15 protein-coding genes are annotated in these 16,920 nt (G+C 40.3%); 8 read left to right on the forward strand and 7 right to left on the reverse strand.

All coding sequences use genetic code 11. The features are described 5' to 3' along the window. Positions 1 to 3: 3 nt before the first annotated feature. From KXQ82_RS10240 to gmd, 4 genes are all read left to right on the forward strand, one after another. Positions 4 to 906, forward strand: a complete 903-nt coding sequence (locus tag KXQ82_RS10240) for an MraY family glycosyltransferase (protein WP_255563594.1) — start codon at positions 4 to 6, stop codon at positions 904 to 906. Positions 907 to 1,128: 222 nt separating this feature from the next. Then, complete coding sequence (locus KXQ82_RS10245; protein ID WP_219488185.1) at positions 1,129 to 3,063, forward strand: polysaccharide biosynthesis protein; 1,935 nt, start codon at positions 1,129 to 1,131, stop codon at positions 3,061 to 3,063. 56 nt (positions 3,064 to 3,119) lie between these two features. Then, positions 3,120 to 4,379: a protoporphyrinogen/coproporphyrinogen oxidase gene (locus KXQ82_RS10250; RefSeq protein WP_219488187.1), complete on the forward strand. Its 1,260-nt coding sequence runs from the start codon at positions 3,120 to 3,122 to the stop codon at positions 4,377 to 4,379. A 91-nt stretch (positions 4,380 to 4,470) separates the two neighbouring features. Then, positions 4,471 to 5,583 carry a GDP-mannose 4,6-dehydratase gene (gene gmd / locus KXQ82_RS10255; protein ID WP_219488189.1) on the forward strand — a complete coding sequence of 371 codons (1,113 nt, stop codon included), beginning with the start codon at positions 4,471 to 4,473 and terminating at the stop codon, positions 5,581 to 5,583. 93 nt (positions 5,584 to 5,676) lie between these two features. Here the strand turns inward: gmd and apaG are convergent, their stop codons facing one another. Both apaG and dusB read right to left on the reverse strand, forming a co-directional pair. Next, a complete protein-coding gene (apaG, locus tag KXQ82_RS10260; RefSeq protein ID WP_219488191.1) occupies positions 5,677 to 6,063 on the reverse strand; it encodes a Co2+/Mg2+ efflux facilitator ApaG/CorD in 387 nt (128 codons plus the stop codon). Between the two features lie 130 nt (positions 6,064 to 6,193). Continuing rightward, on the reverse strand, positions 6,194 to 7,186 hold the full coding sequence (dusB, locus tag KXQ82_RS10265; RefSeq protein ID WP_219488193.1) for a tRNA dihydrouridine synthase DusB: 993 nt from the start codon (positions 7,184 to 7,186) through the stop codon (positions 6,194 to 6,196). A gap of 43 nt (positions 7,187 to 7,229) precedes the next feature. On the opposite strand from dusB, the gene KXQ82_RS10270 reads away from it, so the two are divergent. From KXQ82_RS10270 to KXQ82_RS10285, 4 genes are read left to right on the forward strand one after another with little or no spacing between them, the layout of a single operon-like run. Continuing rightward, positions 7,230 to 8,171, forward strand: coding sequence for a CPBP family intramembrane glutamic endopeptidase (locus KXQ82_RS10270; RefSeq protein WP_219488195.1), 942 nt, complete (start codon positions 7,230 to 7,232; stop codon positions 8,169 to 8,171). Beyond that, the gene (locus KXQ82_RS10275) at positions 8,152 to 8,361 is read left to right on the forward strand and encodes a putative signal transducing protein (protein WP_219488197.1); all 210 of its coding nucleotides are present in this window, start codon (positions 8,152 to 8,154) and stop codon (positions 8,359 to 8,361) included. The genes KXQ82_RS10270 and KXQ82_RS10275 overlap by 20 nt, the downstream gene beginning before the upstream one ends. A gap of 5 nt (positions 8,362 to 8,366) precedes the next feature. Beyond that, positions 8,367 to 9,170, forward strand: a complete 804-nt coding sequence (locus KXQ82_RS10280) for a phosphatidate cytidylyltransferase (protein ID WP_219488199.1) — start codon at positions 8,367 to 8,369, stop codon at positions 9,168 to 9,170. 25 nt (positions 9,171 to 9,195) lie between these two features. Continuing rightward, entirely contained in the window at positions 9,196 to 9,858 is a 663-nt protein-coding gene (locus KXQ82_RS10285) for a phosphatidylserine decarboxylase family protein (RefSeq protein ID WP_219488200.1), read from the forward strand. A gap of 2 nt (positions 9,859 to 9,860) precedes the next feature. Here KXQ82_RS10285 and KXQ82_RS10290 read toward each other — a convergent pair whose 3' ends face one another. The 5 genes from KXQ82_RS10290 to KXQ82_RS10310 form a co-directional block, all read right to left on the reverse strand. Further along, positions 9,861 to 11,732 (reverse strand): M1 family metallopeptidase, encoded by a 1,872-nt coding sequence (locus KXQ82_RS10290; RefSeq protein WP_219488201.1) that lies wholly within the window; start codon positions 11,730 to 11,732, stop codon positions 9,861 to 9,863. Between the two features lie 261 nt (positions 11,733 to 11,993). After that, positions 11,994 to 12,503, reverse strand: a complete 510-nt coding sequence (locus KXQ82_RS10295) for a glutathione peroxidase (RefSeq protein WP_219488203.1) — start codon at positions 12,501 to 12,503, stop codon at positions 11,994 to 11,996. A 72-nt stretch (positions 12,504 to 12,575) separates the two neighbouring features. After that, positions 12,576 to 13,004, reverse strand: coding sequence for an rRNA maturation RNase YbeY (ybeY, locus tag KXQ82_RS10300; RefSeq protein ID WP_219488204.1), 429 nt, complete (start codon positions 13,002 to 13,004; stop codon positions 12,576 to 12,578). 2 nt (positions 13,005 to 13,006) lie between these two features. Continuing rightward, positions 13,007 to 13,441, reverse strand: coding sequence for an ATP-binding protein (locus KXQ82_RS10305; protein ID WP_255563596.1), 435 nt, complete (start codon positions 13,439 to 13,441; stop codon positions 13,007 to 13,009). Further along, on the reverse strand, positions 13,431 to 16,775 hold the full coding sequence (locus tag KXQ82_RS10310) for a DUF4175 family protein (RefSeq protein ID WP_219488206.1): 3,345 nt from the start codon (positions 16,773 to 16,775) through the stop codon (positions 13,431 to 13,433). The genes KXQ82_RS10305 and KXQ82_RS10310 overlap by 11 nt, the downstream gene beginning before the upstream one ends. Between the last annotated feature and the right edge of the window lie 145 nt (positions 16,776 to 16,920).

The raw sequence follows: 16,920 nt of genomic DNA on the forward strand, positions 1-16,920 counted from the left end.
GTAATGCTTCTCTATTTCAAAATAGCGGATCGTTATAATATCATTGATAAACCTAATGAACGCAGTTCGCACAGTGCTATCACGATCAGGGGTGGCGGGGTGATATTCTTGTTTGCCGCGCTGTTATCGGTAATATTGCATGCCGAATACTGGCTGCCTGTACTTGGCGCATTCATTATTGGTAGCATAAGTTTTTTAGATGATGCACATACATTATCGGGCAAAATAAGGATACTCTTTCACCTGGCTGCCGTAACCCTATTGTTTTTATTTCTTAAAATATTCTCCTTTTGGCCTTTCTACTATTGCGTAATGCTATATATTTTGGTTATTGGTATTATTAACGCCTACAACTTTATGGACGGCATTAATGGAATAACCGGAACATATAGCCTGGTTATATTTTTAGGTCTGCAATACATAAACCTTTACCAACAGCAATTTATTAATCCCGATCTGATATGGCTGCCCATAGTTGCAACAGTAGTATTCCTGTTCTTCAATTTCAGGAAAAGGGCTAAATGTTTTGCAGGCGATGTAGGTAGTGTAAGTATCGCATTCTGGATCGCATTCTTATTGTTAAGCATTTTTATAACAACACACAAGTGGAGTTATATCCTGTTTTTGGCAGTATATGGCGTCGATTCTATCTTTACCATTATCCATCGTATTATACTGAAACAAAATATATTTAAAGCTCACAGATTGCATTTTTACCAACTGCTGGCCAACGAACACAAGATCCCGCACCTGGTGGTCTCAGCAATGTATGCTATTATCCAATTAGCCATTATAGCTGTGGTTATCTATTTTGATCAACTTCCATTCTTTACACTATTCATCATAACAATTTTGCCCCTTGCCGTAGCTTATCTTTGGTTAAAGCCCCGATTAATGAAGAAATGACACCTAATTACACTCAGAAAATCATCCAGACTTCACGCATTTGTATTGAAATTGTTACTTTATTTAAAATCCAATAAAACAAAAAATCCCTGTTTTACTTTTAATTAAAGTAACCGGGCAACTAATACTGCTAAAATATCGTAAGTATAGTTGATAGGTTTGCAAAAAAATAGTCGTAATTTTATTAACTTTACCACTCCTGACTAATCAATATTAAATAGGATGAAAAGCTTTTTACTGTTAGGTAAATCTGTACCGAGATGGATCATACTACTTTTAGACATGCTAATTGTAATATGGTCGTTCGTTTCGTCATATTTTACGGTACAGCATTTTGAGTTTAGCAGTATTTTAAGGGGTCACTTCTTTGTATATAATGCGGTTTATTGTATCCCTGCAATAGCGGTAATGTATTTTATGCGCATACATACCGGCTTAATGCGGTATTCAAACACACACGATGTACTGCGTATTTTCAGCTCTATATTTTTAAGTAGCCTTATTTGTTTATTCCTGGTAAAGGTTTGGGTTATACCTGCCTTGGGTGTTCACTCTGTAAACATCTATATGGTATTATTAGTTAACTTTTCAATATCAAGTACCTTACTTATTATGACACGCACCGCCGTGCGGAGCACGTTCTTTTACCTAAAGAACTATTCTAATACCAAAAAAACTATAGTAGTTATATATGGATCAGACAGTAAAGCTGTATTGATTAAGCAAGCCCTGGAAAATAGCCAGGCTGATTACCAGATAGTAGGATTTGTTGACGGAGATGTAAGCAAGGTTGACAAAGAGATAGAGCAGGTAAGGGTATACCCTATAAGCAAGCTAAGTGAGCTTAAAGAAAGGCGTAATATTGATAAACTGATCATCACGAACGATAACCTGGAGGATGATTGGAAAAAGGAAGCCTTGGATGAATGCCTGGCGCTTAATATACAGGTACTTACTGTTCCGCCGGCCGAGCAATGGATTTATGGTAAACTCAACATGCAACAGGTTAAAGATCTTAAAATTGAAGACCTGCTGCAAAGGAAACCTATAAAAATTGATACGACTACAATTTCTGAAGATATTAAAGGCAAACGGGTATTAGTTACAGGTGCAGCAGGCTCTATCGGTTCAGAAATAGTAAGACAGGTAATGAGTTATGAACCTGCTATGGTTATTTTGTGCGATCAGGCTGAGTCGCCTTTACATGATATGCAATTAGAGGTACAAGAAACTTATAGCCATGTTCCGAGTATAATATACATTGCCGATATAAGGAATTATCAGCGCATGAAAAGCCTGTTCTTAAACTATAAGCCAGAAATGGTTTTCCACGCGGCGGCCTATAAGCATGTACCCATGATGGAAGATAACCCATCAGAAGCGGTATATACAAACGTTTTAGGTACTAAACATGTGGCGGATCTTTCGGTGGCGTTTGGGGCGGCAAAATTTGTAATGATATCTACCGATAAAGCAGTTAACCCTACTAATGTAATGGGTGCAACGAAGCGTATTGCGGAGATCTATATACAATCGTTAAAAAACAAACATGCAGCTAACGGAAACGTGATAAACACCCGTTTTATTACCACCCGATTTGGCAACGTGCTGGGCTCGAACGGATCGGTAATTCCACGTTTCAGATCGCAGATACAAAAAGGCGGGCCTATTACGGTTACTCATCCCGAAATCATGCGGTATTTTATGACCATATCCGAAGCCGTTCAATTGGTACTTGAAGCAGGTGTAATGGGGTCGGGTGGGGAGATCTATATTTTTGACATGGGCAAACCCGTTAAAATATCAGACCTGGCGATGAATATGATCAAACTGGCAGGGCTTGTACCTGATAAGGATATCAAAATAACCTATACAGGATTACGCCCGGGCGAAAAACTTTACGAAGAGTTGCTAAACCAGGAAGAGTTAACACTACCTACTCATCACGAAAAGATCAAGATAGCAAAGATTATCACCTATCCGTACGAACAGGTTGCCATAGATATTGATGAGTTGATAGCGCTGAACAAACAAAACAATAACAATCCTTTGGTTGAGAAAATGAAAATGATTGTTCCTGAGTTTGTTAGCAAAAACTCTCAATTCGAAAAATTAGACAAAAAAGAAGATCAGGTAATGGCTAAAACCAGCGTCTAAAAAGCCTCCTTTACTCCATTGATATTCTCAACTTCACAATCAGCTACTCTTTATTAATGCCACAAAAAGCTATAGTAATTGGATCAGGCATATCAGGGCTTAGCATAGCCCGTATGCTTCAAACCCAATATGATGTTAAAATAATTGAACGGACACCTACAATAGGTGGTTTGATAAAGTGCGAACGTATTAATGGCAATCTTTTTCATCGCGTTGGCGGGCATGTTTTTAACAGCAAAAATCCGGCAGTTGTAAAGTGGTTCTGGGACCATTTTGATAAAGAAACCGAGTTTTTAGAAGCCATCAGGAATGCGAAGATCCTATTTAATGATAAGCTGATAGGTTACCCTATCGAGAACTTTTTACATCAGTTACCACCAGACTTGGTAAAAAAGATAGTGAAGGATTTACTCAACATCATTAAAGAAGGCTACAAAGCACCTGAAACTTATTCAGATTTTAAAGCCTTTTTACTGGGCAATTTTGGAGAAACATTATATGAACTATATTTTGGCCCATATAACACTAAAATATGGAACACTGATATCAGCAAGGTACCATTAGAGTGGCTGGAAGGCAAATTACCCATGCCCAAAATTGACGATGTGATCATCAGCAATATTGTAAAACAGGAAGAAAGCGAAATGGTACACTCCCGCTTTTACTACCCGGTAAGGGATGGTTCGCAGTTTATTATTAACAGGCTTGCCCAAGGCTTAGATATTACACCATCATATAATGTATCATCAATTAAATCCGATGATGGTAGGATTATCGTAAATGGTGAGTTGGATGGTGACTTATTGGTCTATTGTGGCGATATCCGGTTGCTGTCATCAATAATAGATACATCCGATAAAAAATTAAACGATGCTTTGGCAGAAGTGACCGGTTTATTATCTAACGGCACATCGAATGTGCTATGTGAAACTGATGACAATGATATTTCATGGCTCTATTTGCCTGAAGATAAATTTAAGGCACACAGGATCATATATACAGGTAACTTTAGCCCAACAAACAACGAGGGCACAAATAGAAAAACCTGTGTGGTAGAGTTTTCGGGCAAGCATAATGAAGCTGACATGGTTAAAGAGCTGGAATTATTGCCTGGCAACCTTAAACCACTGGCATTTAATTATGAGCCCAATTCGTACATTATACAACAAAAGCAAACACGCGAAAAAATAGAACGCGTAAAACAACTGCTTGCTACAAGAAACATCTACCTTTTAGGCAGATTTGCAGAGTGGGAATACTATAACATGGATAAGTGTATTGAGAGTGCCATGCAACTGCATAGTATATTAATTTAAAAACACCTAAGTACCAATTATACTTGGCATTTTTGTGTTATTTTGCGAGATTAGTTTTGATTTTAAAGTCGGTATATATTAAAAAACAGGAATGAAAAAAGCGTTAATTACCGGGGTGACCGGACAAGATGGAGCTTACTTAGCAGAGTTGCTATTAAAAAAGGGCTACGAAGTACATGGTATTAAAAGAAGAAGCTCTTTATTTAATACAGACCGGATAGATCATTTGTATCAGGATCCTCATGATGAGCATGTAAACTTCACACTTCATTATGGCGACCTTTCTGATTCTACAAACCTGATCAGGATCATACAACAAGTTCAACCCGACGAAATCTATAACCTGGGCGCTATGTCGCACGTTAAGGTTAGCTTTGACACTCCTGAATATACCGCGAATGCAGATGGTATTGGTACTTTACGTTTACTGGAAGCAATCCGCATTTTAGGATTAGAGAAAAAAACCAAAATATACCAGGCATCAACTTCTGAGCTTTATGGTTTGGTACAAGCAGTTCCGCAATCAGAAACTACACCGTTCTATCCGCGTTCGCCTTATGCTGTAGCTAAAATGTATGCTTACTGGATCACGGTAAATTACCGTGAGGCTTATGGTATATTTGCTTGTAACGGTATTTTATTTAATCATGAAAGCCCTTTACGCGGCGAAACCTTTGTAACCCGCAAAATCACACGTGCTGTTGCTAAAATTGCCCTTGGCTTGCAAGATGAACTGTTTTTAGGTAACCTTGATGCACAACGCGATTGGGGCCACGCCAAAGATTATGTTGAAGCCATGTACCTGATACTACAGCAGGATACCCCTGAAGACTTTGTAATTGCTACAGGTGTTACTACCCGCGTACGCGAATTTGTACGTATGGCCTTTAAAGAAGTAGGTATCGAAGTTGAGTTTAAAGGTGAGGGCGCTGATGAAAAAGGATATGTAGTATCTTGCTCAAACGAAAAATATCAATTGCCTGCCGGTAAATTGGTAGTAGCTGTTGATTCTAAATATTTCCGCCCTACTGAGGTTGATCTGTTAATTGGCGATCCAACCAAATCAAAAACTAAATTAGGCTGGACACCTAAATACGATCTGGCGATGCTGGTACACGAAATGGTTGAAGCTGACGTTGATCACTTCACCAAAGAAACCCTGTTGAAAAAACACGGGTACACTATTAAAAATCAATTTGAATAGTAGTATTCTATCATTTAGCATAAAACAGAAAACCCGCCAAAAGCGGGTTTTTTTATTTTGAGGTAATAACCTATAAGCTAAATAAACCAGTAATTAATTTAACTTGTAAGGTGCTATCAAGTAAAACTCAGGTATTTTAACGTTAAACAAGGTATCGTCTACCAGTTTCATCATTTGATACTCACCTTTCATGCTGCCGGTATCGGTTTTTAAATTACAGCCCGATACATATTCATGCGAAGCCCCGGGCTCTATTATCGGCTGTAAGCCAACAACACCTTCGCCTTCAACCTCACGCTTGGTTCCGTTCGAATCAAAGATTGTCCAATGGCGGCGCAGTAACTGTACAGCGTAGTTACCTACATTTTCAATATGTATTTTGTAGGCAAACATAAAATGATCATTAGCCGGGTTTGAGTACTCCGGCTGGTAAATTGTTTCTACCGAAACTTTAACACCTTCTGTAATTGTATTGATCATATAACGTAACTTTCAATTCAAACTTAAACAAAAATTTCTCTTAAAGAAATTTACAGCATCATATAAACATCATAATGTTTAACAATATAGTAAACGTATTTGTGTAATGATAAATTATAACAGGCAATAATTAAGCCAGTTCTAACGAAAAATTGCTTTCGATAGACTGCAGAATATCGTATATCTCCTGGATATTATCAGATGATACCAGCTTCATACGGGTTTCTTTAAAGTTCTCGATGCCTTTAAAATAGTTGGAGTAATGGCGGCGCATTTCAAAAATTCCGGTTTTAGGCCCTTTCCATTCAATCGATTTTTCGAGGTGGGTACGGCAAACCTCAACACGCTCGGCAATGGTAGGTTTATCCCTATGCTGCCCGGTTTCAAAAAAATGCTTTACTTCCCTGAATATCCATGGGTAACCAATAGCTGCCCGGCCTATCATCATCCCATCTACACCATACTCTAAACGCCAGTTGGCAGCCTTTTCGGGCGAGTCAATATCACCGTTCCCAAATATCGGTATTTGTATCCTCGGGTTCTTTTTAATTTCGCTAATCAGCGTCCAGTCTGCAACGCCTTTATACATTTGCGCGCGGGTACGGCCGTGTATAGTGAGGGCTTTTATCCCCACATCCTGCAGGCGTTCGGCAACTTCATACACATTTTTGGTGTTGTCATCCCAACCTAAACGCGTTTTAACGGTTACCGGCAAATGGGTCGATTCAACCACGGCCTTTGTCATGGCAACCATCTTATCAATATCCTGCAAAAGGCTGGCACCGGCACCACGGCAGGCTACATTTTTTACAGGGCAACCGTAATTAATATCAACCAGGTCGGGGTTGGCTTGTGTAGATATTTCTGTAGCACCACGCATCGAGTTAATATCGCTACCAAATATCTGGATGCCTATCGGGCGCTCATATTCAAAAATATCAAGCTTTTTAATGCTCTTGGCGGCATCCCGTATCAATCCTTCCGATGAGATGAACTCGGTATACATCATGTCGGCCCCGTTTTGTTTGCACACATAACGGAAAGGCGGATCGCTCACATCCTCCATCGGCGCAAGCAATAAGGGGAAATTCCCTAAATCAATATTTCCTATTTTGACAGACATCAGTATCTTTAACCGCTGCAAAAATACAAAATTATTAACTAAAATGACAGAAGAGGCTCAAAGCCGCATGCATCCGAGCATGCAGTTCCTATATATCATGTTTATTGCCATCGGATCATTGATCATCGGTGGCTTATTGGGGTTTGCTGTCGTTTTCGTTCTTTATGGTACAAATACCCTTACCGAGATAACTCATTTTAATACATCAGCCAGCCATGTTATATCCGGACTTTGGATAATACAAGTGTTAGGAGGCACCATTCCCCTGTTTTTAACTCCTGTCATTTTTGCCAAATACATAGTAAAACAGCCTCAATTTTACCTTAAAAACACATTTAAAGTATCGCCGGTGTTCTTTGTTACGGTCTTCGCCATCATGATCGTTTCGTCGCCATTAATGGACTTCCTGGTCACGCTTAACCAAAAAATGGTATTGCCACAATCATTAAACTGGCTGCAGCAGTGGATGCGTGAAAAAGAAGATGCCGCGCAAAAAGCAACACAGGCGTTAACCCAGTTTAAAACCATTTGGGATATGTTGCTGGCCTTGTTAATAATGGGCCTGCTTACCGCCGTTGCCGAAGAGTTTTTGTTTAGGGGAGGCATTCAGGGGATATTTACCCGCTGGACAAAAAATGCGCATGCGGGCATATGGATATCCGCCATCTTGTTCAGTGCTTTCCACGTAGAGTTTTTTGGCTTTTTACCCCGTATGATGCTGGGTGTTGGCTTTGGCTATTTTGTTTATTACAGCGGCAGCATCTGGACGGCTGTGCTGGGGCATTTCATCAACAATGGCAGTGTTGTTATCATCACCTACCTTTTTCAGCAAAAAATAATCGGGTTCGATCCGGATTCGTCTCATTATAATTACATTATTACCACACTCAGCTTAATTTTTACTGTATTTTTGTTCTTTATTTATCAAAAGGTAGCGTTATCGAAAAAACAGTTACAAGGTTATAATGGAAAAGGATTGGGTTAAAATATATACCTCTGCTAATTATTATCAATCAGAAATTGTAAAGCAAGTGCTTACAGAGCACCAGATAGCCAGCGTACTAATTAACAGGCAAGATTCATCGCACCGCGCCTTTGGTAACATAGAAGTTTATATACATCAGGAAGATTTCAGCCAGGCTATTGAGCTGATCATACTGAACTCAAATGCTTAATTTATATGAAGACTCGTGCCATAACAGGCTTCTTTTTTGTTGCTATCATGCTTGCCTCGGTTTTAACCGGGCCATATGTTTTCACTGCCTTTTTCACCTTACTCAGCTTTTTATGCCTTAACGAGTTTTACAAGATCGTTAAATCGGCCGATATTAACCCTAACCGCATTGCCGGTTTAATTGGCGGCGGCCTTATATTTGCCGGCATTGGCCTGCACTACGTATTGATGATTGACTCTAAATGGCTGCTCATCATAATCCCGGTTATAGGCAGCATTTTTATTGCCGAACTGTACAAGCAATCAGAAACACCTTTTACTAATATTGGTTATACCATATTAGGTTTAGCTTACGCGATAGCACCTTTTAGCTTTTTCTTTGGCCTCGCTTTTATACAAGGCTCATACAGCAACCATTTTCCGCTGGTATTCCTCTTACTGTTATGGAGTAATGATACCGGGGCTTATGTTGTTGGCCGCTGGCTGGGTAAAACAAAATTGTTTGAGCGCCACTCTCCTAAAAAAACATGGGAAGGCTTTATTGGCGGCACCCTGTTCACGGTTTTTATCAGCGCGATTATAGCTTACTATTTTACCGATATTACGTGGCGCCAGTGGGCATCAATGGCTATTCTTATCTCCTGCTTTGGCACCATGGGCGATTTGGTTGAATCTATGCTTAAACGCAGCCTTAATGCAAAAGACTCCGGCAGCCTGCTGCCCGGCCATGGCGGCCTGCTCGACAGGTTTGATGGCTTGTTCCTTTCGGCACCAATTGTATTTGCATACCTGTACTTAATTTCAAATTAGTAATTTTGCATAAAATTTTATTTACATGACTATCCATAAAGAAGGTTATACCTCTATCGCGCTTTGCATACTGTTTATTATGGTGCTTAACGCCATTATACAATTATATTTTCCCGGTGCTACCGCCTTTAAGTGGATCATCTATATCCTTTCGTTCGCACTGTTTGTTATCATCCTCCAGTTTTTCCGCAGCCCTGCCATTCAGATAAATATGGATGAGAAAATGGTACTTTGCCCTGCCGATGGCAAAGTAGTGGTAATTGAAGAAGTTGAAGAAACAGAATTTTTAAAAGATAAACGCATACAGATATCGGTATTTATGTCGCCCGTTAACGTGCACATTAACCGTAACCCTATCAGTGGTGTTGTAAAATTTTTTAAATACCACCCGGGTAAATTCCTGGTGGCATGGCACCCAAAATCATCTACCGAGAATGAACGTACTACCATCGCTATCGAAAACAGCAACGGCACTACGGTACTGTTCCGTCAAATAGCAGGCGCCTTGGCCCGCCGCATTGTTTGGTACGTAAAAGAAGGCGATGTTGTTGAGCAGGGCCAGCAATTCGGCTTTATCAAATTCGGCTCTCGGGTTGATATCTTTTTGCCTTTAGGCACCAAGATCAATGTTGGTTTAGACGAGGTTGTAAAAGGCGGCAAAACCGTTTTAGCCGAGTTAAAAGCCTAAACCTATTTGGTTACCGTATAGGTATTATCCTTTTTATTCACGTCTGGATCATATGTCCCGCCAAGGTCAATTTTTAATACCGTTTTTTCGGCCATAAAATTAATGGCGATGGCCTTATTACCATTTTTCCAGCACGATACATCACGGTGTATCTTTTTGGTAGTGCCGTTGATGTAATGTACAGTCAGATCAACCGGCACCATCTTGGTACCAATGTTAGTTATAATTACCTGGTAATCCTTTTTATTAGTTACGGTTACCTTCGTGATAGCCTGATCGGGCGCGCCGTTATCAAAGAACCAGTTTTTCCAAAACCAATTCAAATTCATGCCCGAGCCTGTATTCATGCAATTAAAAAAATCATAAGGCATAGGGTGCTTGCCATGCCATTGCTCAATATAATAATGCAGCGCTTTGGTAAATAAGGCATCACCCAGCATATCCTTAACATACATATAACCCAAACCGGGTTTAGGGTAGCTGTTTGTTAAAAAACTAACTCCTGCCAATTGTGGGGTAAGTGTTATAATAGGTACATCATCTTCTTTACCGGCATTACTTTCGTAGGATTCGATTGCGTAATCATCCACTATCGTAGGGTTAATTATAGGCGATATAACCCACTCGCCTATGGTTGCCCACCCTTCATCCATCCAGCCATATTTAGTCTCGTTAATGCCCATATAAAAGGGGAACATGGTATGGAATATCTCGTGGTCGGTAAGCTCAATCTCATCTTCCATTTTATCAAGTGGGTTATCATTTACCATCATAGGGTATTCCATCTGGTCCAGCCCGTCAAAAACAGTTTCGTGCGGGTAAGGGTACGGCCATTTCGGAAATTTGAAGCTCATCGCTTCTACCGTTTTACGTGCATAGTTAACCACTTCAAAATAATCTTTATGGATGGGGTTGAATACTGCATCAACCCGTGTACGCCTGCGCGTAACCGAATCAACCACCAGGCTGGATGCCTTCCATAAATAATGGTCGCTTAACGCAAAAGCAAGGTCGGTAACATTATCAGCTTCAAACTTCCAGGTATTGAATGTGTTTTTACTGGTAACTGTACCATTTTTTAGGTCGGCTTCGGTTATTACATCGGTAACGCTGTCAGCCTTACCTGCAATTTCAATCTGTTTTACAATGCCAGGCTGGTAAACCTCATTGGCATTGATCAAATCGCCTGTTGCCCATACCGCGTATTTGCCGGGTACGGTAATATCAGCATTAAAGTGGCAAAAGTCATTGTAAAACTCTTCGTTGCCCAGGTACTGGTACCTGTTCCAACCATCAATATCATCGTAAACTGCTATGCGGGGGAAAAAGTAAGCAATAAAATATGAGCCCGAATCAACCTGGCCGGTACGCACATGTGATGTTTTATTGAGTGTATAGCTATAATCAACCGTTACATGCAGTTTACCTTTACTAAGCAACGGACTGACCTCGGTACGCATATTTGTGCCGTCTATCTGTACTTTTCCAAGGTCCTTATCAGTTTGGTTAATACTTAGCTTTTTAATTTTAACTCCATCTCCCATATCTGCGGCATCAACCTTGTAATTACGCATCGCGTTCTTTTTGTAAAAGTTGGGGTATAACTTAAATACCAACTCCTTTAAAGTATCCGGGCTATTATTGATATAATCAATATCAACTGTCCCTGTCAGCAAGCGGGTATCGGGGTTAAAGTTTATTTTAATGCGGTAATCGGCAGTGTTTTGCCAGTAGTTTTTGCCCGGTGCGCCACCAAGTGTACGCGTTTCCTTTTTATAGGTAGCCTCAATGTTTAAAGGTTTTACCAAATAGGTTTGTGCAAAGCCGCTTGTTGCGAAAAGCAGAGCAATGAGCAGTAATCTATATCTTACCATAAGCAGGTTATTGGCCCCAAAACACATGAGTATTTATGGGTAAATTCAGTATGCAAATTTTTAAATGTGCTGATGTGTAATTATCAGGAGGGGGGGTAAATCAGGTATTTTAAAATATCCATCTTTACGTTTCTCAACATAGGTTTTTACACAAAGAGCCTTGCACAAATATACAAAATTTCGGGTACAGTTTTCCAATCCCAATACGTTACTACACACCCACAAGGCATAAAAAAAGCGCTTATTCAGCGCTTTTAAATATTAAAGTTTCGATGTGATAGCCGGATCGAGCGGCTCAACTGTTGAACGGTAACGGTGAATCAGATTTCCATTCTCATCGATCAGGAATTTTTCAAAATTCCATTTTATCTCGCCTGTAAAATCAGGATTCTCGGCACTGGTAAGGTATTTAAATAAGGGTGATATATCCTCTCCTTTTACACTTACTTTTTCGCTAAGCGGGAAAGTAACACCAAAGTTTTTTGAGCAAAACTCTTTTATCATCGGGTTTGAGCCAGGCTCCTGGCCACCAAAGTTATTTGCCGGAAAGCCTACTACAACCAATTTGCCCTTATACTTATCGGCTAATTTTTGTAATTGCTCATATTGGTAAGTATAACCGCATTTTGAAGCAGTATTAACAACCAATACTTTTTTTCCTTTGTATTTGGCGAGGCTAAACTCGGCGCCATCAATATTTTTCAGTTTAAAATCATAAACTGATGCCGGCGCGATAAACAACAGGGTAAGCATTAATGCTAATGTTTTCATTTTTTTAATGATTTAATTGTCAGCAATGTTAACAAGTTTTTTACATAATAATCAAGAAAATCAGCCAGGTAGCTAAAATTTTACTTCGGCAAGGTATTGGTTTTCTTTTTGCGTCATCAGGGCTTTATCCTTTTTGCTTTTATCTGTGTAACCAAGCAAATGTAAAACGCCATGTATCATAACGCGGTGCAGCTCGTGCGTAGTATCAACACCAAAAGTTTGCGCGTTTTCGCGGATGCGGTCAACAGAAATAAATATATCACCGGTTACGCTCTTTTCTATCTCCGAATTATCAAAAGTGATGATATCGGTATAAGTATCATGATCCAGGTATTGTTGGTTTAGCGCCAGCAAATACATATCCGAACAGAAAATATAGTTTACCTCGCTCAGGCTGTAGCCCTCGGCAACTATGGTATTGTGTATCCAGTTACGCAGCGCCGTTTTGCTTTTAGGCTTAAATTTAATATCCTCTTCAAAAAAGAAAACAGGTATGGACATTACTATATTTTAAAATGCAGCTCAACCTCATTACCGGTAGCATTAAAAATGCATTGGTCGGCTAATTGCTTTATAATAAATACCCCACGGCCGGTTAAGCTCTCTAAATTTTCGGGCGCGGTTGGATCGGGCAGGTGGTTATAGTCAAACCCGGGGCCTTCATCGGTAAGGGTCCATACAATGCGGCGGTTATCAACCTCGGCATTTATAATTACTTTTTTATCTTCCTGCAATTTATTGCCATGTACAATAGCATTTATAAAAACCTCGTTAAGGCAGGTCATCATATTTGCAAAAGTATCATCAGCAATTTTATACTTATCTGCCAGCTCCTCTATCAGGTTTTCAAGCGCTGTTAGACTTTCCATTTTTGATGGTAGCTGCAAAGTAAACAATGCGCCGGTATCTACATTGGCTTGTTCCATATTATTTGCCATTAATTTGATCAAAATATAACTTCACTTTGGTTTTATAATAATAGTTTAAAGCCGGGGGAACGGTCTGTATTTGCTCGGTTTGTTTGTTTTTCATTAACTGATAGTTTTGTAATGCCTTTACATAACCCGGGGGTAATTCTTTTGCGGCATTGCTCTCTCTTTGTTTGTCCTGCTCTTGCTCCCTTTCTGCCTTTTCTGCTTCCAATAAGCGGGTTTGTATCTGTTGTTGCCTCTTCAGTGTTTCGTCCAATACTCTTCTGTTTACGAGATCTTTTTCAGTTTGTTCCATTTCTTTGGAAATATTATCCAAATTGCCCCCACTTTTGCCCCCGTTTTTTAACTGTTGGTTATTAAACTCTTGCAAGGCCTGCCTGATTTGCTGCTGCTCTCGGGCCATTTTTGCAAGCTGTTCACTCATGTTGCCATCCTGGCCCTGGCCTTGTTTGCCGGGGTTACCTTTTTGGCCCTGCTGCTGCATTTGATCGCGCATTTTCTGCATATTCTGGTTCAACTGCTGCTGCATCTTGCTCAGTTGCGACATGGATTGCGATTTCTTTTTCCCCTTTCCTTTGCCGCCTTTGGCATTTTTCATTTGGTTTTGTACATTATCCAACGCCTCTGCCAACATTAGTGCCAAATTGTTCATCGATGTCATGGCGTATTGCTGGCTACGGTTAGCCTCGCCTGTACGGCGGTCGCCTAAACTGGCTATCGCCGCATCAATATTTGTATTAATGGCAGTAACCTCTTTATTAACTGTCGACTGAATCTGGGGAACACGCTTACTCAACGAATATAAGCTATCTTCCACATTTTTCATATTGTCTTTTATATCTTTTTGTTTTTCGGCAAGGCCAATGTAGCTTGGGTCGTTCGTGTTTATGCCGCGCAGGGTTTGCATGGTTTTTTCTTCATCAAACGAGCTATTTACCAGGCTTTTGATCAATTCGCGTAGTTGCTGCACATTAATGGCATCGTCCTTTTCTTCGCTCTCCTGTTGTTCTTTTTGCAGTTTCTCCGATAGCTGCTTCATCTCTTTAGCTGCCTGCTGCTGCGATTTTGAAGCCTTCTGCTTGTTGTTCTTATTCAGTTCTTCAGCGCTTTGCTGCATTTTATCGTCAATACTTTTGGTGTCTTCTTTAGGGTCTTCCAGGTTATTCTTCTGCTCTAATTGCTCGTTTTTTTCTTTCAATTCATCAAGGCCTTTTTCTACATCTTTAAAATCCTTATTCAGTTTATCCTGTTGTTGCTGTAGTTCTTTCTGGTCACTATTGGGTTGTTTTGCCTGGTCAGCAACCTTTTGCTGTTGCTCGGCCATTTTATCCAGCTTGCTAATGCTTTCGTTCATTTTCTGGTCAAACTCCAGTTGCTTGTATAACTCAAGCATCCTGTCGAGCTCCTTCTTCAACGATTTGCTATCAGTTTGCATTTTCTGCAATTCATCCTGAGTTAAATCCTTTTGGTTTTGCTCCAGCAGTTTTTGCAGGTTTTTAAGCATATCGCGGGTTTTCTGGTCGAGCACATTATCAAACAGGTCTTTTATCTGTTTTTGCTTTTCCATTATCTCATGGCTCTGCTGCTTGTTCTCCTGGCGGTCAAACAGGTTTTGCTTGTTCTCTTTCTGGATATCCTGCACCAGGTTCTCTAATTCTTTACGTTTCTCCAGCAAGTCTTGTATCTGCTTTTTCTCATCAAACGAAAGTGAATTTTTATTCAGTAGCATCTGGTTCAGCTTCTGCGCATCACGCTCCACCTGTGCCGAAAGTTTAATGGCCGATTGCATCTTATCTTTAACAGATTTTGACCCTGCTTCTAATTGCTGGTTCATTTCCTGCTCGGTAGGCATGTGCAAATTACGTTCGGGTGTGCGGGCTGTTTTAGCTCCGGTAACGCCGTTATTATCGGCAACTTCAAAATAGTAAGTTACTTCGTCGCCGGGTTTGGCTCCAAGCTGTTTCAAATCCCAATAGTAAAAAAAGTCCGACTGGGCCGCGCTCAGGTCAGCTTTAATTGTTTTGGTGATGATGGTTGGCTTTTGATTGTTATGCGATTCGATCTTATAATGAAACGTAAGGTTTGAAAAACCATGATCATCCTGAATATTCCCGTTAAAATACAACGCCTTCGAACTGATGGAATCCGGCTTCTCTTCAACTGCTATGGTTGGCGGCAGATCGTTTACCACGTTAATTCGGTATGATGCCGAATCGCCATGGGCAACTGCAACGTTTACGGCCTTTAAGGTGTAGATAGCCGGTTGTAATACCCGTTCGCTATGTATAAAAACATTATCGGCAGGCTTTAAGTGCGCCGTGCGGTTATTCATTTCAAACGCAACCTCATCCGTATTCTGGGTATGTAACTGCCAGCGTACCGTTGTTCCTTCGGGGATGGTCAGATCGCCGGCATTGCTTAAATGCTCAGTTGCCTTATGCAGGTATGCCGGGTATTGCAGGTCAACATCAAAGTGCAGCAGGGATGGTTTCAGGTTAACGTTTATTTCATATTCCTGCGATGAAAAATCATTCCCCATTAGCTTAAAATGCACGCTTTGCTGCAGGTTGCTAAAAACGTAATGAAACTTGCCGATGCTTTCCTTATCCAGCTTAAAGGTATTGTTACCCGTTTCCAGGTACACCTCATTCGGGAATTTATCACCGCTTAGTTTCAGCTCAAGCTTAAAATCTTCGCCCTGCACTGCCGATAGCTTCGCGTTGGTGATCACAAACTGAAAAGGCGCTTTTGGCGCGAAGTACTGGTTATGCTTAAGCAAACGCTCGGTACTGTCTGTTAAAACCGATGGGACCGTAAAAGCGAGCAATACAATAATTGCCAGCGGCGCCAATGCCCATTTAAGGTATTTGGTATTCTCTTTTATTTTAATAGCCGATGGAAAACTTACCGGTTTAAGCGTACCGATCTTTTGATCGATACTGGCTTCTATTAAACTTCGCTGGCCGGGCGTTTCATCGGCAAGGCGTTTTAGTTGAAGAGTGTTGAGCAGCTTATCCTGCACATCAGTAAAATGCGTGCCGATAATTTCGGCAGCCTCATCATGCGATATTACACCACCCAATTTAAAATAGGCCATTAGGGGCGGTAAAACCAGCCAGGCAAAAACGCCCAAATTGAGCAGGATATAACCAAAAAACAAGCAAGTACGCAGTATAGTGCTAAAATTGCCAAAGTATTCGCTTAAAACGGTAAGTATGTAGGCAGTAAAAATGGTTGCACCCAAAAAGATAACCCCACGCAGTAGTTTATTGAGATAATACCTGCGTATAAAGGTGTCGATCTTCCCGATCAGCAGATCATAATTACTTGCTCCCTGCATAGGTTTCTTTAATACGCTAATATATTAAAAGATTGTATTAAAACGGCAATTACCGCATGTAATTATCGCGTTATGTTAAATAACCAGACAAATTACTCCTATGGCATTATTAGCATTTTTTATTGACGGGGCTTGGTTTATAATA

Origin of the sequence: Mucilaginibacter rivuli (assembly GCF_019391655.1) — a bacterium.
GTDB lineage: Bacteria > Bacteroidota > Bacteroidia > Sphingobacteriales > Sphingobacteriaceae > Mucilaginibacter > Mucilaginibacter rivuli.